This is a genomic window from Prevotella sp. E13-27, from assembly GCF_023217965.1.
GTDB lineage: Bacteria > Bacteroidota > Bacteroidia > Bacteroidales > Bacteroidaceae > Prevotella.
Window position 1 is genome coordinate 598,775 of the sequence record NZ_JALPSC010000002.1, and the last position, 19,696, is coordinate 618,470.

Sequence of the window (19,696 nt, forward strand, 5' to 3'; positions counted from 1 at the left end):
TCTTTCTTGTTATTTGATTTCTTTTTTAGATTTCTCAGCTTTTTCTTTCTTCTCACGCTCTGCTTTTTCCATAGCAGCAATTTTCTTTTCTTCTTTCTCTGTCTCTTCTTTAATACGCTTTTCAATAGCTTTGTTTTCTTTGCGTATCTGCTTTTCAGACTTCCTGACTGTGCTATCTAAGGTAATTTCTGTGGTGGTGTTTGTCAAAATAGGCGTGTGGCTGAGAATCTCAAGTGTAACTATGTCTGTGGTTATTTGAGTAAGTAAACCTTGATAGGTGTTCACTGCATTTTGTCCACGAAGACTACTATAGGCATAGTCACCAATCTGCATGTTGCCTTGATGGAAATCCTCTTCTTCCAATTGGTTCGCACCTTGATATATGGCAGCGCTTATACCAGCAGTCTTCAAGGCTGACAGGTTATTCGTAATACGAATGTAGAGCGTTACTATTTGAAGTTTGAGATCATCGAATGCTGCATCTTTTTTCAATTTTGCTTCTTCGACCAATAGACGTTTACGCCTTACCGACTGAGTGATGTCAAGAAGATCTTCAAGTGGTACGTTTACGCTAACACCAATGTTCCAATAATTCTGCTCTGACCCCTGAAACTGATAAATCATTGTGCTGTATGTTGACGAGTTGTTTCCCCACATGTCTGTCTTTCCATAACTGTAACTACCGTGTCCATTGACATATGAGAAAATATGTTTCTTCTGTTTAGTTACATCAGCCTGAAGTATTTCCTGCTGTTTGGCAAACTGAAGGATGTTTGGATTTGATTTTGCATTCTCGAAGAGTACGCCAAGTGGTGGCAAATGGAAATCAGAGAAATTGATATCCTTACTAAAGCTAGAATCAAAGAAACCAGCACTAATACCACTGTCATCGAGCGTTTGTGACATTGCTGATGAGCCTATGGCACAAAAAGATACTATAAACAAAAGTCGTTTCAACATTTTCATTGTCAGTCTTTATTTCAGACATTTTCGTCTTGAATGAATGCGAAAAGTGTGCGCCAGATAATCTTCATGTCAAGAGCAAAGTTATATGTCTGACCATAGAGAATGTCGAGCTGTTTTCTCTCTTCGGCGGACATATTACCTCCTTTTCCCCGTTCTTCAACCTGCCATAGGCCAGTAAGTCCTGCAGGAGCCATGAAGCGATCGATACTTGAGTCGGCAGTTAACTTCTCAGCTTCGTAGAGTGGGAGAGGACGGTTACCAACTATAGACATGTCGCCTTTGAGGATATTGAATAGCTGTGGCAATTCGTCAATACTTGTCTTGCGGATGAAACGGCCTACCTTTGTTATGCGTGGATCATTTTCAATTTTGACGAATGCATTATTTATGTCTTCTTCTTTCTGTTTAGAGAAATCGCTTTCTGATACGACAAAGTCGTCTCCAACAAGCATTACCTCATCGTCGCTAATCATCATCTCAGACTCCATACCCAAGTCGAACATGTTCTGCTCTGCTTCTTCGCCTAAGGGTGATGTTATAACGGTCTTTGGCTCTTTTTCGTCTTCTTTATGCTCGGCATATTGGTTGTTACTCTTGCTCAGTTCTTTAAGACGCTTGTCTGCATCGTTATACATTGAACGGAACTTGAGAAAATCAAAGATGGTATAGTTAGTTCCTACACGTTTTGATTTGTAAAGCACAGGACCTTTAGGATCTTCAATCTTTATTGCTATTGCTGTGATAATCATCGGAATTGCAGCAATAATCAGACCAATAAGCGAGAAAACGATATCGAAAGTACGTTTCCAAAGAGGAATTTTAAAACTGAGGATCTTCTGCTTTGTTGTTTGGCGAGTGAAGAGAACGTCTTCTCTGTTACATATAAACATCAACTTCTTGTTCATATCAGTAACAGAAGCGTTAATGTCTAATGTATCGTTGATACCGCACTGTTGATATGTCTGTCGCTCTTCTTCGTCCATGGCAGCCGTTAGCAGAATGATATACACATCTTTATTGTTCTTGCGGAGATATGTAATTGCTGTTATATCTTCAGCTCTCACGTTTTTCTCGTAGAACAATATGAAATGCTCGTTACCTTTGCTTGATGAGCAAACAGTAGCAGCCTCTTTATATGTTTTTGTGAAGATGACTTGTCTGCCTGGCAGATACTTCAGTCGTTCCTCTGTTTGTGGATTGTTTCCTAAATAGATGATACCTATCATGGCATAATGACGTATCAATAATATGGCGTTTTCTGATTACTTAATTTGGCAGAATCTTTTTTACCCTAATCTTAAGCTCCATTGGGTTGAATGGCTTTACAATATAGTCTTCTGCACCGATCTCAAGCAGACGAATGCGCTCGCTAGTTGAGTCTTCGCTTGAAAGCATTATAACTGGAATATGACGGAAAAGCTCGTTCTGCTTAATCCACTCAAGGAAATCATCTCCGCGCATTCCTGGCATACGGATGTCTGAAATAATGAGGTCTGGAGTGTTACCAGCTTGCAGCCATTTAACACCCTGAAGTCCGTCAGGTAACCATTGCACGTCATAATCGCTCATAAGATAAATTGAGAGAACTTTTGCAATGGTTTCTTTGTCGTCAAGAATCAAAATTTTCTTTTTCATATATGAAATATTTTTCCTAAATTAACCAAGGTTGATTGTTTATAAAGTGCAAAGTTAAGAAAAAACTTGGAAAGGTCGTAAAAAAATAAGCAAAAATTAAAGAAAAAGTGATTATTTTTGTTGGTAAGGAAAAGTTTTTAGGGAAAATCATCGTTCATTCGTATAATTATACAGACTGTAATTTTTAAACTTTATATTCAATGACACAGAGATATCTTTTAGGTTTCGACGTAGGCAGCTCTTCTGTAAAGGCTTCGCTCGTCAATGCAGACAATGGTAAGTGTGTTTCATCTGCTTTCTTCCCAGAAAAGGAAGCCCCAATAATGGCTGCTAAGGCTGGATGGGCAGAACAGGAACCCGAATCTTGGTGGAAGTATGCTAAGCAGTCTCTTCAGAAAATAATGGCAGACGCTCAAGTTAAAGGAGATGAAATCGTTGCAATAGGTATTTCATACCAAATGCACGGATTAGTTTGTGTGGACAATAATCTTAAGCCTTTGCGTCCAGCCATTATTTGGTGCGATTCACGTGCTGTTCCTTATGGTGAACGTGCTTTCAGCGAGCTCGGAAGCAATCAGTGCTTGGCTCATCTGCTTAACTCGCCTGGTAACTTTACAGCAGCTAAACTTGCGTGGGTTAAAGAAAATGAGCCAGAACTGTTCGAGAAGATATATAAGATTATGCTTCCTGGCGATTATCTTGCAATGCGTCTAAGCGGCACAGTTAATACTACGGTTAGTGGCTTGAGTGAAGGAATGTTTTGGGATTTCAAAGAGAATAGTATTGCAAAGTTCCTTCTTGATTATTATGGTATTTCTGAATCACTCATTCCTGATATTAAACCTACGTTTTCAGAACAATGTGTTGTAAGCAAGGAGGCTGCTGAGGAATTGGGACTGAAAGCTGGTACGCCTATTACATATCGTGGTGGAGACCAGCCAAATAACGCTCTGTCATTAAATGTTTTTGAACCAGGTGAAATTGCTGCTACAGCAGGAACTAGTGGAGTTGTTTATGGCGTTCTTGGTGAGGTCGGTTACGACACGAAATCTCGTGTTAACACATTCGCTCATGTAAACCATAGTGCTGATGCGACCCGCTTAGGAGTACTTCTTTGTATTAATGGTACAGGTATTCTTAATGCTTGGATGCATCGCAATGTAACTTTTGATATGGGATATGCTGAGATGAATGATTTGGCAGCTCAGGCTACAATCGGTTCTGATGGCGTTTGTATCATGCCTTTTGGCAATGGTGCAGAAAGAGTTCTTGAGAACAAGGAACTTGGTTGTTCGATTCATGGACTCAACTTCAATAAACATACTCGTGCACATATTGTACGTGCTGCTCAGGAAGGAATTGTTTTCTCGTTCTGTTACGGTATGGAAATAATGCGTGAGATGGGTATGGATATCAAGAAGATTCATGCTGGCAAGGCAAACATGTTCCTCTCACCACTTTTCCGCAACACCTTAGCAGGAGTGAGTGGAGCAACAATTGAACTATATGAGACAGATGGTTCGGTAGGTGCTGCTAAGGGTGCTGGTATGGGCGCTGGAATATATAGTGACCATAATGATGCTTTCTCAACACTTGAGAAATTACAGGTTATTGAACCAGATTCAGCTCATCGTGATGAGTATTTGGCAGCTTACACACATTGGAAGCAGGTAATGGAGAAACAACTCTAATGCTATTGTGCTAAGTCTGAAAGTTAGCGGCTGCTTCATTAATGAGGCAGCCGCTATTAAGTTTATTGTAATTGTTTAATGACTTTTGCAGGAACGCCAGCAACTATTGTATAAGGTGGCACGTCTTTAGATACAACAGCTCCGGCTGCTACTACTGAGTGTGTTCCTATAGTTACTCCTGGCAACACAACAGCATTTGCGCCTATCCATACATCATCGTTAATAGTAACTGCTTTTGTACTTACACCTTGCTGGTCGATGCGTTTCGTCGTATCATCGAAATTGTGGTTTAGCGCAGTAACGGTAATGCCTTGGGCAAGATTCACATTGTTTCCAATTCTTACAGGGCCAATAATGGTGTTGTGGAGCCCTACACGCGTATAATCTCCGATAATCACATCGCCGACGGCATTGTTGATGCACGAGAACGACTCTATTACACTTTTCCTTCCGAGCGAGAAAAGTCGATATGGAGGCGTGTCCATGCGTACAGAGCTGTGAATGACACTACCTTTGCCGCGATGTTGGTAAAGTGGAGCGAGAAGGCGTATATACCAGCGCGGACGGGTCTCCGTCTGGTTCATAACTAAGAAGTCCACGAACTTTTTAAGCCGTGGACTATTCTTTAGATTTGCGCGTATTGAATCTGCGTTCATAGTTATAAATATATGAAACAGATGATCATTCCGAATGTTTATCCCAGATACTTCATAAGTATCTTGGCGTTGCCTGAATCGCGAAGCTTAGCAATACTCTTCTCTCTAATCTGGCGTACACGCTCTCGAGTTAGTCCCAACTGGTCACCAATCTCTTCAAGACCTTTCTCGTGACAGCCAATGCCGAAACATTCGCGGATGATGGTTATCTCACGCTCTTTAAGCACCTTACTGAGTACGGAGTTGAGCTCCTGTGCCATAGATTCGTGGTCAACATGACGATCGGTTCGTGAATCGTCTCCAGAAGCCATCACGTCAAGCATGCAGTTGTCTTCACCATCTTGGAAAGGGGCGTCTATTGATACGTGATGACCATCAGCCATCATTGATTGTCCAATCTTCTCCTCGTCAATGTCAGTAAGCTCTGCAAGTTCGCTGACTGATGGATGACGCTGGTTCTGCTGCTCAAACTTGTTTATTTCGTGGCTTATCTTGTTAAGTGAGCCTACTTGGTTCAGTGGCAGTCGAACAATGCGACTTTGCTCTGCAATAGCCTGCAGTATGCTTTGGCGAATCCACCACACGGCGTATGATATGAACTTGAATCCGCGTGTCTCGTCAAACTTCTGTGCAGCCTTAATTAGTCCTATGTTACCCTCGTCGATAAGATCGGTAAGAGTGAGTCCTTGGTGCTGATATTGCTTTGCAACAGACACGACAAAGCGCAAGTTTGCTGTAACCAACTTGTCCTTTGCACGCTCACCTTCTAAACCGCCCTTACGAATCTTCTGAGCCAACTCAATCTCTTCATCGATACTGATGAGTGGTGCACGGCCTATTTCAACAAGATACTTGTCAAGCGCTTCACTCGAACGATTGGTTATGCTCTTCTGAATTTTTAGTTGTCTCATCCTAATCCTTTGTATACCTTAATGTTAGCTAACTCTCTGCAATTCAGCAGAATATCCGTAATTTTCAAGAAAATCGGATGCAAAGTTAGTAAATTATTCTGAAACTTCCAATTTTTTTACGAACTTTATTTCATCTTTTTCTGAATCTTTCGTAACGAGGATGGTTGAGCCGAGGGGCAGATCATCGTTGACAATCATCTCTGCAATACCATCTTCAATGTAGTTCTGTATTGCGCGTTTCAGTGGGCGTGCGCCAAACTGTACGTCATATCCTCGTTGTGCCACGAATTCCTTGGCATCTTCGCTGAGCTCTACATTGTAGCCCATGTTTTTGATGCGTTTGAACAGACTGCTAATCTCTATGTCAACAATTTTCTTAATTGCATTCAAATCGAGTTGGTCGAAAGTGATAATTTCGTCAAGACGGTTAAGGAACTCTGGAGAGAACTGCTTTGACAATGCTTTCTGCACTATGCTGCGTGCGTGCTCCTTGTCTTTGTCGTTCATGTTAGTTCCTAAATTTGTTGCATTGAAGCCCACGCCACGACCGAAATCCTTCAGTTGGCGAGTTCCTGCGTTAGATGTCATGATTATCACCGTGTTACGGAAATCTATGAACCTTCCGTTTCCGTCTGTAAGACGACCTTCGTCCAATACTTGGAGTAAGAGGTTGAATACATTTCCGTGTGCCTTTTCTATCTCATCGAGAAGAACGATGGAGTAGGGATGGCGGCGTACTCGCTCTGTAAGTTGTCCTCCTTCCTCATAGCCGACATATCCTGGAGGCGCACCAATTAAGCGCGATACATTGAACGATTCGGTGTATTCGCTCATGTCTATGCGTATGAGTGAGTCTGTCGAGCCAAACATAAACTCTGCCAGCTTCTTGGCCAAATAGGTTTTACCTACGCCAGTAGGCCCAAGGAACATGAATACGCCAATAGGATGGTTGGGATCTTTAAGGCCGACACGATTTCGTTGTATGGCTTTTACCATCTTGTCTATTGCTCCATCTTGGGCTATTACGGCAGCTTTCAGTTCCTGAGCCATTCCTTTGAGACGTATGCCTTCTTCGTTAGCAAGTTTCTGTACTGGTACGCCAGTCATCATTGACACTACATTGGCAATAGTTTCCTCGTCAACCACTTGGCGTTCATCAAGCGAGCCGTTACTCCAGTCGTTTCTCATCATGGCCAGATTTGCCTCAAGTTCCGTCTGTCTGTCGCGGTAGCTTGCTGCAAGTTCGAAGTTCTGGTTGTGTACAGCCTGCTTCTTCTTTTCAAGAACTTTTGCGAGCTCTTTTTCTTTTTCTATTATTGAAGGTGGAATGTGCGCGTGCGAGAGATGAATTCTTGAGCCGGCTTCATCCATCGCATCTATTGCTTTATCTGGGAAAGCACGGTCTGTGACATAGCGCTCTGTCAATTTGACACACGCCTCAAGAGCCTTGTCTGTGTATTCCACGTGATGATGGCGCTCGTAGCGATCCTTTATGTTATGCAGAATCTGAATGGTCTCGTCGCGTGTTGTCTGTTCAATGATCACCTTTTGGAAGCGTCTTTCCAACGCGCCGTCCTTTTCTATAGAGTTACGATATTCGTCTAACGTTGTTGCGCCTATGCATTGAATGGTACCACGTGCCAAAGCAGGCTTCATGATGTTAGCTGCATCCATAGAACCAGGAGACGAACCAGCACCAATGAGGGTGTGAATCTCGTCGATAAAGACTATGATGTCAGGATCGCTTTCAAGTTCTTTCAAAAGTGCTCTTATACGCTCTTCAAACTGTCCGCGATATTTAGTACCTGCCACAATGGCAGTCATGTCTAATGACACGAGACGCTTTCCGAAGAACATTGGTGATGTTTTGCGCTGGGCAATCATCTGTGCCAATCCTTCCACTATTGCACTTTTTCCTACACCAGGCTCGCCAATGAGTATTGGATTGTTTTTCTTTCTTCTGCCAAGTATTTCTATAACTCGCTGTATCTCGCGTTCTCTTCCAACTACAGGGTCAAGTTTGCCATCGGCTGCGGCCTTTGTTAGGTCTGTAGAGAAATTGTCAATAACAGGAGTATTGGTTTCTTTCTTTTGCTGCTGAGCCGTAGTACTGCCAGGCGTTGAATTGCGGCTGCTACTTGCTCCTGCGGTCTCAAATTCTTCGTCGTCCTCTTCGTCAGAAAGGCCAATGCCATTTGTTGTACTGGCATTGCCTGACGACTGTTGTGAGTTTATTAGACTCAACACATCTTCGTAATTCATATTGTAAAACTCTAGTATTTGTTTTGCTCCATTTGTGGTCTGGTCGTGTAGTATTGCCAAAAGCAGATGCTGCTCGTCAACTTTTGTCATATGCTGTATGCGTGCCTCAAGAACAGCCAGTTTTAGAATGTTCGATGCTCTTTCGTTGAGCACGAGTTCCTGCGTGTTTATTGGGGCACCAATCTCGTCTTGTCGCACTTTCATTTCAAGCTCAGTCTTTACTGACTGAAGATTAAGACGCAGACGATGAAATACGTCAATGACAGGACCGTCTTTCATGCGCATCATGCCCAGTAGCAAATGCTCCGGTCCTACCGAAGAACTTGCCAGTCTTGCAGCTTCTTCTCGGCTGTAAGACAATATTTCTGATACTTTGGGTGAAAACTGACTTGCCATCTATTTCTTTCTTTCAAAATGGATATACATTTATAATAACGTATTTATCGTCTTGCAAATTGTGTGCCAAAAAACTAATTCATGCAAAAAATGTGTTGTTGCCAAATGCTATGAGAGTTTAGTAAGAACGCTATGAGTGTTTAGTAAGAACGCTGCGAGTGTTTAGTAAGAACGCTACGAGAGTTCTTATAGAACGATACTCTTCCATGAATCAGAGAGATTCTGCATGTTTGGGAAGAGTAAGTCTGCGCCTTTGTCAAGAAGACACTCGTCAGGCAGCGGACCTGTATTTACGGCTATAGTAAAGATGCGTGCAGCCACACCTGCCTCTACTCCTAGTGGGGCGTTCTCCACTACGATTGCCTCCCATGGGTTAAGTCCGCCAAACTTTTTCAGTCCTGAGAGATATGGGTCAGGAGCGGGCTTTCCTCTGCTTACGTCGTAGGCTGTTGTTATGTGCTCCACGTCAAGATAGTTGCCGAAATCTTTCAGAAGTCGGTTGATGAGCGGACGCTGACCACTTCCTGTCACCACTCCTATACCTATTCCCTGTGCAGCTATCTGTGACATGAGTTCTTTTATGCCAGGCATGACGGGCGCTTCCTTCATCTCGTGGAAAATGCGCGACTTTTCATCGTACATTCTTTGTGATTCTTCTTCGCTTATTATTCGTCCCTGTTGCTGACGAACCATTGTTCGAATTGTATCTATGCCTCGTGCTCCTTCTGTGGCATAGGCATCGTGAGCTGTCATCTTGATGCCAAATTTCTCCATCGACTTCTGCCACGCTATGGAATGGTTGGGCATAGAGTCATAGAGGACGCCGTCCATATCAAAGAGTACGGCTTTAGGCGAAAAAGCCTTAAAGCCGTACTTCTTTAAATATCTGTCTATTGCTTCAGGCATGTTACTCATTGTTGAGTCTCTCCTTAATGGCTTTTGACTCTGCTTCGTAACCCGGCTTTTCAAGAAGTGCGAACATGTTCTTCTTGTATGCCTCAACGCCTGGCTGGTTAAATGGGTTTACACCAAGAATATTGCCACTTATGCCACAGGCAATCTCGAAGAAGTAGATAACCTGACCAATATAGAACTCATTGAGCTTTGGCATTACGAGACGGATGTTGGGCACGCCACCATCAACATGGGCCAGACGTGTGCCAAGCTCAGCCATCTTGTTTACTTCGTCTACTCGCTTGCCTGCAAGGAAGTTCAAACCATCCAGATTCTCCTCGTCCTCTGGGAAGAGAAGCTTGCGCTCTGGCTCTTCTACAGAGATGACTGTTTCGAAGATGGTACGCTCGCCGTCCTGAATCCACTGTCCCATTGAGTGAAGGTCAGTGGTGAAGTCAACGCTAGCAGGGAATATACCCTTCTTGTCCTTACCCTCAGACTCTCCGTAGAGCTGCTTCCACCATTCTGAAACATAGTGCAGCTTTGGCTGGTAGTTGACCATTATCTCAATCTTCTTGCCGTTCTGATAGAGTGCGTTGCGGACAGCTGCATACTGTGCTGCGATGTTCTCTGCGAAGGGAACGTCCTTGCCACAAGCCTTCTCCATAGTCTGAGCACCCTCTACAAGAGCCTTGATGTCAAAGCCTGCACATGCTATTGGCAGCAATCCTACTGGAGTGAGGACAGAGAAGCGGCCACCAACATTGTCAGGAATGATAAAACTCTTATAGCCTTCCTTGTCGGCACAAGTGCGTGCTGCGCCTCGTTTAGCGTCAGTTACGGCAACAATCACTTTGCGTGCCTCTTCCTTACCACGCTGTGCCTCACACTGTTTCTTAAGCAGACGGAAGGTGAGAGCCGTCTCAGTTGTTGTGCCACTCTTCGAAATGTTTATAACGCCAAACTTCTTACCCTTGAGATACTCTGTGAGTTCTGAGAGATAGTCCTCGCCAATGTTGTTTCCTGCAAAAAGAATTATTGGGTTCTTCTTGTCTTGAATGAGCCATCCGAATGAGTTGCTAAGTGATTCGATGACTGCACGTGCGCCAAGATAGCTGCCACCAATACCTGCTACGACTACTGCCTCGCAGTTCTCGCGCAGAGTTTTTGCACACTCCTGAATCTCGTTTATGAATTCTGGCGTGATTTCTGATGGGAGATGAAGCCATCCCAGGAAGTCGTTACCAGGACAAGTGCCGTTTTCCAAAGACTCTTGAGCTGCTTTTACTTTAGGCTCAAATGCAGCAACTGCACCCTCTTTAAGGAAGCAAGAAGCTTTTGTAATGTCTAAACAAATGTTCTTCATTGTGTTTGTTTTTAGAGTAAGTAAATTATTAATTTGTTTTGCTTGCAAAATTACACAAAATTATTTATGTTTGCAACAAAAACATAAAAACATTTCTTTTACCCTTGAAAAAATGCTTTTTATTTGGCGAATAAAAAAAAACACATTACTTTTGCAAGACAAATGAAAAAACGTTTAATCTATTAAGCAAAACATTACAACAATGGCAAAAATCGTAACACTTGGCGAGATCATGCTCCGCCTGTCGCCTCAGGGCAACGATCGTTTTATTCAGAGTGAGTCATTCCGCATCATCCCCGGTGGTGGCGAGGCAAACGTAGCTATCTCAGTAGCCAACTATGGTCACGAGGCTTATTTTGTTTCAAAGCTTCCTAAGCATGAGATTGGTCAGATTGCCGTAAATGCAATGCGCCGTTATGGTGTCAACACACAGTTCATTGCTCGTGGTGGTGATCGCGTTGGTCTTTATTATGCTGAGACTGGTGCTTCTATGCGTCCTTCTAAGGTTATCTATGACCGTGCTCACAGTTCTATTGCTGAAGCAAATCCTGAGGATTTCGACTTCGATGCAATCATGGAGGGAGCTGCTTGGTTCCACTGGAGCGGCATCACACCAGCTATTAGCGACAAGGCAGCTGAACTCACTCGTCTGGCTTGTGAGGCAGCAAAGCGTCATGGAGTGACAGTGTCTGTTGACCTCAACTTCCGCAAGAAGCTGTGGACTTCAGAGAAGGCTATCTCTATCATGCGTCCTCTTATGAAGTATGTTGATGTTTGCATAGGCAATGAGGAAGATGCTGAGCTCTGTCTTGGCTTCAAGCCCGATGCTGACGTAGAGGGCGGACAGACCGATGCTTCTGGCTACGAGGGAATCTTCAAGCAGATGATGCAGGAGTTTGGCTTCAAATATGTTGTTTCTACTCTTCGTGAGTCGTTCTCTGCAACATTCAATGGTTGGAAGGCTCTCATCTATGATGGTAAGGAGTTCTATCAGTCAAAGCGCTATGAGATCAATCCTATCATTGACCGTGTAGGTGGTGGTGACTCTTTCTCTGGTGGACTCATTCATGGTCTGCTTACAAAGAAGACTCAGGGCGAGGCTCTTGAGTTTGCAGTTGCTGCTTCAGCACTTAAGCATACCATCAATGGTGACTTCAACCTCGTTTCTGTTGATGAGGTAGAGGCTCTCGCAGGTGGTAATGCCAACGGACGCGTTCAAAGATAAAAAAGTAAAAGCCAAACAATATGAAACAGTTCGAATATAAGGTAATTTCCTCCATAGTAGGAACTGAGAAGAAACTTAACAAGTTGGGAGCCGAAGGTTGGGAATTAGTGGCTGTCTTTGATTGCCGCCTGTATTTGAAACGTGAATATAAAGGATAAGAAACAATGGCAAAGTTTGATAAAATAGCCGTACTGAAGAAAATCGGCGATACAGGCATGGTTCCTGTATTCTATCACAAAGACTTGGAAGTATGTAAGAATGTGGTGAAGGCTTGCTACGAGGGTGGCGTTCGCGCATTCGAGTTTACTAATCGCGGCGACTTCGCTCACGAGATATTCGGCGAGCTGGTTAAGTGGGCCGATAAGGAGTGCCCTGAGTTGGCTCTTGGCATTGGCTCAGTTGTCGATGCTCCTACAGCAGCGCTCTATCTGCAGCTTGGCGCCAACTTCGTAGTTGGTCCTCTGTTCAATCCTGAGATTGCTCCCATCTGCAATCGTCGTCTTGTTCCTTACTGCCCAGGCTGCATGACTGTCAGCGAGATTGGTAAGGCTCAGGAACTGGGTTGCGACCTCACTAAGGTATTCCCAGGCGATGTTGTTGGTCCAAACATGATTAAGGGCTTGAAGGCTCCAATGCCTTGGTCAAAGATTATGGTTACTGGCGGCGTAGCTCCTGAAGAAGAGAACCTTAAGTCTTGGTTCAAGGCTGGAGTCTTCTGCGTTGGCATGGGCTCTAAGCTTTTCCCATCAGACAAAGTTAAGGCAGGTGACTGGCAGTATGTGACTGACAAGTGCCGTGAAGCGCTTGGCTATGTGGCTAAGGCTCGCGCATAAACTTAATAATGAGTGAAGAGTGAAAAGTGAAAAATTTGCTTCCGCTGAATAGTCTTGTTGGCAAACATGTTGTGCAGCATCCTCGAAAGATGTATGCACGTACCAACAACTGCGGTAGTAGTTCTTTCACTTCTCACTCTTCCTGTTTTGTTTCTTTTTTTCTATCCATATTTATAGTAATTCTTTCTTCCTGCAGCTCAGCTAATAGGGAGACTGTTGATAGGCTCAATGACATTTCTTATGCCTATCATTATCGTAACATCGACTCTACTGAATACTATGCTCGCAAGGCTTTGGCATTAGCTACAGCCGAGGGTAATAGCATGTTCAATAATCTTAATGATGCCAAAGCAGAAGCCTATAATAATCTTGCTTTTGTTAGCATCATGCGCATGAACTATGACTTAGCGTCACTACAGCTCGATAGTGCAATAGCTCTGACAGACAACCAGTTGGAAATACTTATTGCCAACGTACAGCACATGCGTCTCTGTCAGCGCCGTTCCCACAATCGCGATTTCTACGATTTTCGAGAACACGCCATGAAAGCTCTTCAGCGAATTAATGAGGAGCGCATGTCTCTCGACGAGCGTCAATCGTTGCGTCTTAGTTATGCAGAGTCTGAGATGGCTATTGTCACTTCCACCTATTATTATTATGTAGGACTGGAACAACAATCCATTGACGAACTACGTCGTATTGATGAGATAGCTGTTTTGGATACTGCCCAGTGGATGAACTATCTCTATAACGCAGGTGCAGGCGGAATGTTCACAGACGGTAGTCCTGAACAGATAGAGCAACGGGAACTCGACTGCCTCTACAAGTGTCAGTCATTGGCTGAGGAGTATGGCTCACCTTTTTTCTTAGCCAACTCTCTTGAGGCTCTTGCCGATCATGTCGATGCTTCCGAAAGTATTCTACTTGCTGACGAAGCCTTGTCACTGTTCTCTTCCTACGGCGATGTCTATCAGATAGCAGGTGCCCATCGTACACTTGCCTCATGTTATTGGCGACTTGACAATTATGAGGATGCCCTCGCAAATCTTGAACTTGCACTTTCTGACTCTTCCATTTATCAAGCCCCTGACCTGGTTGCCAGCATTCGCGAGCAACTAAGTGTCGTATATTCTGCTATGAATGATAAGACGAATAGCGACTACAACCGTAATATCTATCTTGACCTTCAGGAACAGACTCGCCAAGACCGTTCGCTTGAGGCGCGTGCAGCCCAGCTTGACCATGTTCTTGGTCAGCTCAACCTGTTACTTGTCATTGCTGCAGCTGTTATGGCGTTGCTCATTGTTACGCTTGTCGTAATCTATGTTATCCATAAGCGCCAGTCCAGCCGTAGCGCTATTGACGATGAGATGTCGGAAGAGCGCGATGAAGCTGAGGAGCGTCTTGCACTTACGAAGCTGAATAAGCGTGAGGGAGAACGACGTAATCTTGAGGAGCGTGCCAAGGTGTCCCTTGTTAACAGCATTACTCCGCTTATTGACCGCATGCTTCATGAGGTACAAAAGATTGACAATAACCACGCTGACAGCGACACTCTATCAGCTTCTGACAAGGCATTACGTTCTGAACGTCTGAACTATATTCGAGAGCTTACCGATACTATCAATGAGCAGAATGGCGTGCTTACACAGTGGATTCAACTTCGACAGGGCGAGTTGAGTCTTCGTATAGAGTCGTTCCCCCTCCAGTCCTTGTTTGATATTATTGAGAAAGGTCATCGTAGCTTTGCACTTAAAGGAATAGAACTGTCTGTTGAGCCAACCACATCAGTCGTAAAGGCCGATCGTGTGTTGACGCTTTTCATGATAAATACTCTTGCCGATAATGCGCGTAAGTTTACCGATAAGGGCGGAAGTGTCAACGTTAGCTCTACTGAAACAGACAACTATGTGGAAATATCCATCTCGGATACAGGTTGTGGTATCGACGCAGATAGTCTTTCCCATATCTTCGAACACAAGATATTTGGCGGACATGGTTTCGGACTCCAAAACTGTAAAGGCATCATTGAGAAATACAGGAAGACGAGTCAGCTCTTCTCTGTTTGCCATATTGGTGCCGAGAGCGTTGTGGGGCAGGGTAGTCGTTTCTTCTTCCGTCTGCCTAAAGGAATTGTCCATACTCTTATATTATTTTTGATGATGGCTCTCAGTCCATTTGTCAGTTCTCGTGCTGCTAGTGTTGACAGCCTTTCTGTTGCTTTGATACATCAGGCAAGCAACTGTTCTGACTCTGCCTATCATTCCAATATTAATGGCAACTACGAGCAGACCTTGTTCTTTGCCGACTCTTGTTTGCGCTGTCTGAACAAAGCCTATCTTCGTCAGTATGTAGCGAGCTCTCAAAGTCAGTCGCTTCCTACTGGAAACTACTATTCTGCTGCTGACACACTTGCACTATATGCAAATACTACAACCTTTATTCCTGAGATAACTTGGTTACATAAAGGCGTGAAGCTTAACTACAACATACTCCTCGTAGTGCGCAATGAGAGTGCTGTGGCAGCTCTTGCCCTGCATGACTGGCAACTTTACCATTACAATAATCGCATATACACTCTTCTCTTCAAGGAGCTGTCGGCTGATTTGAATCTTGAAGAATACTATCGTCAGCTACAGAAGACTCAGACCGACCGTACCATTGCTGTTGTGCTTATTGTTATAATGGTTATTCTTCTTCTGTCTGCCCTTGCTTGGCAGATGGCAAATGTTATGAAGAACCGTGCAGCTCGGCGTCAGGCTAAAGAGAATAGTCTTGAGATGTTGAACGACGAGTTGCGTCGCTATGAGATTGAGGTTGCCCGTTTGCATGTAAGTAATCAGGTGCTTGAGAACTGCCTTTCAGCTTTGAAGCATGAGACGATGTACTATCCCAGCCGCATTCGTGTGCTTATCGATTCCGATGATACTTCCGCTTTGTCAGACGTAGTGACCTATTATCGCGAGCTCTACGGCATACTTAGTCAGCAGGCTGCCAGTCAAGTGGAGAGCGCTCGTCTGTCTTTGCGCAAACTTGACCATGATATTTTTGGCGATGAGAATCTCATCAGCTATCTTTTCGAGATACTGCGCAAACAGTCTTCTTCAAAGACACTTTCCGTTGATTATCAGCCTAAGGATGAACTCTATATCACTTGTGTGGTCAGCTTGCCAGGCGTTCCGCCTACAAACTTCAGTCCGTCAGTAAGCAACATTCCGTTCCTGTTGTGTCGTCAGATTGTTCGCGAACATGGTGAGGCTACAGGACGTCGTGCTTGCGGCATCATCTCCGAGTCCACTGCTGATGGAAGTCAAATGATAATTACCCTGCCACGAGCAAAATAGAAAGAACGAATACAAGTAGGCAGGAAGAGCGAGAAAAAAATAATGATGAAAAATATATATAAGAGCATATGCAGAACTTTAAAGTTATAATCGTTGAAGACGTGCCCCTGGAATTGAAGGGTACTGAGGGAATAATCCGCAATGAGATACCAGAGGCGGAAGTTATTGGAACAGCCGACAATGAGGCAGCTTATTGGAAACTGTTGAAACAAGGAGTACCCGACCTTGTACTTCTCGACCTTGGTCTTGGAGGTTCTACGACTGTTGGGGTGGAGTTGTGTCGTCAGACGAAAGAACTCCATAATCAGGTTAAGGTGCTCATCTTCACTGGCGAAATCCTCAATGAGAAGCTGTGGGTTGATGTGCTCGATGCAGGTGCCGACGGCATAATTCTCAAGACAGGCGAACTTCTCACCCGTCGTGACGTCAGCGCCGTTATGGATGGCAAGCAACTGGTGTTCAATGAGCCTATTCTGCGTAAGATTGTTGAGCGCTTCAAGCGTAGCGTCAATGCTCAACTGGCAAAGCACGAAGCACTTATTAACTACGAGATTGATGAGTATGACGAGCGTTTCCTTCGCCATCTGGCCCTTGGCTATACGAAAGACCAGATAACCCAGTTGCGAGGTATGCCATTTGGCGTGAAGAGTCTTGAGAAACGTCAGAATGAGCTTGTTCAGAAACTGTTCCCTGATGGCTGCAATGGCGGCGTCAACGCCACTCGTCTTGTTGTTCGTGCTCTTGAGCTTCGTATCATCGACATTGACAATATCGTTGCCGACGAAGAATAAAGCTCTTTTTAAAAGAGCCTGTTCAAGTGATTTCGTAAATTAAACTTGCATAAATAGAAAACCGATGAGGAAATATGTCGCATATTTTGTCCTTGCTATGATTTTGGCAGAGCTGGCGCTTATGCTGTTGTCGTGGATACTGTCAGCCATGATGGTTGAAGGCGTAAGGTCTATGCTTTCTAGCGAGGGCATGCGCTGGTATCTGGGGCATTTCAGCTATATTCTCATGTCGCCTCTTCTCATTGATTTGCTTCTTCTCTCCATCGCTGTTGGCTGTCTTCTGAGAAGCAAAGTGTTCTCTCGCTCAAAGACCTATCACGAGCGTCTTGGCCATAAGGTTTCAATAGCGATGTCAATAGTTTACATCGCTGTTGTCAGTCTCATAACCCTTATGCCTCACTCCATGCTTCTCTCGGCCACAGGACGTCTGTTCCCATCGCCTTTCAGTAATGCTCTGATGCCAATGATAGCCTTCTGGGGAGTGCTTATAGCTGTGAACTACGGACTTATCGTACGCTCTTTCACTTCTTTTTCGTCAATAGTCAATGCCGCATGTGACGGTATCGGTATCGGCGCTCCAGTCATCTTATGCTACCTTGCTTTTATCCAGTTCTATAATTCTGTTATGTTTGTTTTCAGCTGAAATAGTCTAACCTTTATTAGCTGATTATTTTTGTATTATAGACTAATTATAGCTTTAGTGTCAAGCAAGCCCAATTGTTCTCTTCTTTCTGCGCAACTATTCTTAGTCCAAGTTCAGTAGCACGTTGGACGAGTAGGGGAATGTCTTCCTTGTAGAATCCGCTTAGTAGCAGCGTGCCTTCTTCTGCCATTTTGCTTCTGAAGGTCTGCATGTCAGTCAACAGTATGTTGCGATTAATGTTTGCCATCACAAGATTAAACGTGCCTTCCACATCATTGAGTACAGAAGCGTCGCCAAGCATTGAAGTGAAGCTCTCGCTCACTCCGTTAATTACTGCGTTATGTTGTGCGTTATCTGCACTCCATTCGTCTATGTCGTAAGCCACGCAGCGCTGTGCACCGTCTTTAAGTGCCACTATCCCCAGAATCCCCGTTCCGCATCCGCAGTCGAGCACGCTATCTTTTTTTTCTTGCTCCAATATTGCAGCCACCATCATTCGTGTTGTCTCGTGGTTGCCGGTTCCGAAAGCTAGGTGAGCGTCTATTTCTACTGAGATGTCGCATGTAGTATCTTCGGGTAGATGACGTCCGTCGTGAATGATTACTGTCTTTTCCTGATAGTTTTCACTTGTGTTTATCCGAGACTTGACAACAATTGGTTCGAAACCTTCCTGTTCCCATTGCTCGTTCCAGTTGCGGTCATCGGCTTCCTTAACTTCGTAGTTGATTGTCACACCTTCTATTGGAAATGAAATGATGAGTTTATTTAGCAAGTCTTCATCAAACAATACCTGCTGTACATAGCCGCTGATGCCCTGCGGAGTATCTTCAAATGTCTCGAAACCAGCCTCGCCAGCAAGTGCCGACAATATGTCACGCGCATCCTGAATCAGTTCTTCAGGAGCATTGTTAATGATGAAATGAACTTCGAAATACTTCATGATGCTGTTATTTTTACTTGCAAAAGTATAAAAAATAGGGAAAATCCTATCACCATTTAGGGTTTTTCCGTACATTTGCATATAATTTAGTTATATTTTTGCATCGTGAATAATTGAATAAACACTAAGAATATGAAAAAGCTAGTACTATTAACAGCGTTGTTCGTCGGTTTGCCAGCCTCTCTTCTGGCTCAAGACGATGACATGTATTTCGTCCCGACGAAGAAGAATGTTCAGAAGGCGCGTGCAAGATACGGCTTGCCTGAAGACACTTATTATTCTGGTTCAAACCGAAGTGTAGATGAGTACAACCGTCGCACATCAGGAAGTTCCTACGAGATTGTTTCCAGCGATAGCACCACGAATGACATTATCGATTTTCAGGGTGTTGAGGGCGTCTATCCAGACTCTACAGCCGACTTCTCTTTGACTCGCAAGATGTCGCGCTGGGATGGTTACACCCCTTCCGACGCTTATTGGCAAGGCTATGACCAAGGACGTACCGATGAGTGGCGCAACAGCACATGGCATTCGCCCTGGTACTATTCTTCTTACTATTATCCTTGGTATGACTCATGGTATGACCCCTGGTATTATGACTATGGATGGGGCTGGCGCTACGATCCCTGGTACTATCGTCATCACTGGTATGGCGCTTGGGGATGGGGAGCCTACTATAATGGCTACTATGGCTACTATGGCGGTCATCACTATACTCATAGCGGATATTACCGTAGCGGAGGTAAAACAATTGCTGGTTCTCGCAACCATTCAATATATGGCGGTCGTACAGGTTCTTCCTGGGCAGGTCGTTCATCTATAGGATCTTCTGCGGGGCGCTCTTCTTTGGGTACTTCAAGTCGTTCTTCATCTTATGGACGCAACTCATCCTACTCAAGCGGTACTTCGCGTTCCAGCATTTACAGCAGCTCGCCTAGTCGTGGCACTTCTCGCTCAATAGGTAGCAGCAGTAGCGGCTCGCGTAGCTATAGCGGTGGCAGTAGCAGCTACAGCAATAGCAGCAGCGTATCTCGTAGCGGCGGCGGTGGCTCCTATGGTGGTGGCGGACGCTCAGGTGGAAGTAGCAGTGGACGTTCAGGCGGACGACGTTAATAACTAATACTAATTAATCACTATTCATTA

The 19,696-nt window shown here is 44.3% G+C and carries 17 protein-coding genes; 8 read left to right on the forward strand and 9 right to left on the reverse strand.

What is annotated here, in order from left to right; genetic code table 11:
- Positions 1–9 precede the first annotated feature (9 nt).
- Genes M1L52_RS11440 through M1L52_RS11450 form a run of 3 tightly spaced genes read right to left on the reverse strand, consistent with a single transcriptional unit; the run spans position 10 to position 2,601 of the window.
- A complete protein-coding gene (locus M1L52_RS11440; RefSeq protein ID WP_248615138.1) occupies positions 10–960 on the reverse strand; it encodes a TolC family protein in 951 nt (316 codons plus the stop codon).
- Positions 961–980: 20 nt separating this feature from the next.
- On the reverse strand, positions 981–2,192 hold the full coding sequence (locus M1L52_RS11445; protein WP_410896795.1) for a sugar transferase: 1,212 nt from the start codon (positions 2,190–2,192) through the stop codon (positions 981–983).
- Between the two features lie 40 nt (positions 2,193–2,232).
- Positions 2,233–2,601 carry a response regulator transcription factor gene (locus tag M1L52_RS11450; RefSeq protein ID WP_027449457.1) on the reverse strand — a complete coding sequence of 123 codons (369 nt, stop codon included), beginning with the start codon at positions 2,599–2,601 and terminating at the stop codon, positions 2,233–2,235.
- A 200-nt stretch (positions 2,602–2,801) separates the two neighbouring features.
- On the opposite strand from M1L52_RS11450, the gene M1L52_RS11455 reads away from it, so the two are divergent.
- On the forward strand, positions 2,802–4,292 hold the full coding sequence (locus M1L52_RS11455; RefSeq protein WP_248615139.1) for a xylulokinase: 1,491 nt from the start codon (positions 2,802–2,804) through the stop codon (positions 4,290–4,292).
- A 62-nt stretch (positions 4,293–4,354) separates the two neighbouring features.
- Here M1L52_RS11455 and M1L52_RS11460 read toward each other — a convergent pair whose 3' ends face one another.
- The 5 genes from M1L52_RS11460 to M1L52_RS11480 all read right to left on the reverse strand — a co-directional run bounded on the left by M1L52_RS11460 (position 4,355) and on the right by M1L52_RS11480 (position 10,777).
- The gene (locus M1L52_RS11460; protein WP_248615140.1) at positions 4,355–4,948 is read right to left on the reverse strand and encodes an acyltransferase; all 594 of its coding nucleotides are present in this window, start codon (positions 4,946–4,948) and stop codon (positions 4,355–4,357) included.
- 38 nt (positions 4,949–4,986) lie between these two features.
- Positions 4,987–5,859 carry an RNA polymerase sigma factor RpoD/SigA gene (locus tag M1L52_RS11465; protein WP_248615141.1) on the reverse strand — a complete coding sequence of 291 codons (873 nt, stop codon included), beginning with the start codon at positions 5,857–5,859 and terminating at the stop codon, positions 4,987–4,989.
- Between the two features lie 93 nt (positions 5,860–5,952).
- Positions 5,953–8,517 carry an ATP-dependent Clp protease ATP-binding subunit gene (locus M1L52_RS11470; RefSeq protein WP_248615142.1) on the reverse strand — a complete coding sequence of 855 codons (2,565 nt, stop codon included), beginning with the start codon at positions 8,515–8,517 and terminating at the stop codon, positions 5,953–5,955.
- Positions 8,518–8,703: 186 nt separating this feature from the next.
- Complete coding sequence (locus tag M1L52_RS11475) at positions 8,704–9,423, reverse strand: HAD family hydrolase (RefSeq protein ID WP_248616076.1); 720 nt, start codon at positions 9,421–9,423, stop codon at positions 8,704–8,706.
- A 1-nt stretch (position 9,424) separates the two neighbouring features.
- Positions 9,425–10,777, reverse strand: a complete 1,353-nt coding sequence (locus M1L52_RS11480) for a glucose-6-phosphate isomerase (protein ID WP_248615143.1) — start codon at positions 10,775–10,777, stop codon at positions 9,425–9,427.
- A gap of 202 nt (positions 10,778–10,979) precedes the next feature.
- On the opposite strand from M1L52_RS11480, the gene M1L52_RS11485 reads away from it, so the two are divergent.
- From M1L52_RS11485 to M1L52_RS11510, 6 genes are all read left to right on the forward strand, one after another.
- A complete protein-coding gene (locus M1L52_RS11485; protein ID WP_248615144.1) occupies positions 10,980–12,002 on the forward strand; it encodes a sugar kinase in 1,023 nt (340 codons plus the stop codon).
- Between the two features lie 20 nt (positions 12,003–12,022).
- Positions 12,023–12,160, forward strand: a complete 138-nt coding sequence (locus tag M1L52_RS11490; protein WP_248615145.1) for a DUF4177 domain-containing protein — start codon at positions 12,023–12,025, stop codon at positions 12,158–12,160.
- A 6-nt stretch (positions 12,161–12,166) separates the two neighbouring features.
- Complete coding sequence (locus tag M1L52_RS11495; protein ID WP_248615146.1) at positions 12,167–12,835, forward strand: bifunctional 4-hydroxy-2-oxoglutarate aldolase/2-dehydro-3-deoxy-phosphogluconate aldolase; 669 nt, start codon at positions 12,167–12,169, stop codon at positions 12,833–12,835.
- A gap of 35 nt (positions 12,836–12,870) precedes the next feature.
- Positions 12,871–16,179, forward strand: a complete 3,309-nt coding sequence (locus M1L52_RS11500; RefSeq protein WP_317231489.1) for a DUF5112 domain-containing protein — start codon at positions 12,871–12,873, stop codon at positions 16,177–16,179.
- A 68-nt stretch (positions 16,180–16,247) separates the two neighbouring features.
- Positions 16,248–16,970 carry a DUF5932 domain-containing protein gene (locus M1L52_RS11505; RefSeq protein WP_248615147.1) on the forward strand — a complete coding sequence of 241 codons (723 nt, stop codon included), beginning with the start codon at positions 16,248–16,250 and terminating at the stop codon, positions 16,968–16,970.
- Between the two features lie 64 nt (positions 16,971–17,034).
- On the forward strand, positions 17,035–17,613 hold the full coding sequence (locus M1L52_RS11510) for an AbgT family transporter (RefSeq protein WP_248615148.1): 579 nt from the start codon (positions 17,035–17,037) through the stop codon (positions 17,611–17,613).
- A gap of 46 nt (positions 17,614–17,659) precedes the next feature.
- Here the strand turns inward: M1L52_RS11510 and prmA are convergent, their stop codons facing one another.
- Positions 17,660–18,553 (reverse strand): 50S ribosomal protein L11 methyltransferase, encoded by an 894-nt coding sequence (prmA, locus tag M1L52_RS11515; RefSeq protein ID WP_248615149.1) that lies wholly within the window; start codon positions 18,551–18,553, stop codon positions 17,660–17,662.
- Positions 18,554–18,685: 132 nt separating this feature from the next.
- On the opposite strand from prmA, the gene M1L52_RS11520 reads away from it, so the two are divergent.
- Positions 18,686–19,666, forward strand: coding sequence for a hypothetical protein (locus M1L52_RS11520; RefSeq protein WP_248616107.1), 981 nt, complete (start codon positions 18,686–18,688; stop codon positions 19,664–19,666).
- Positions 19,667–19,696 lie beyond the last annotated feature (30 nt).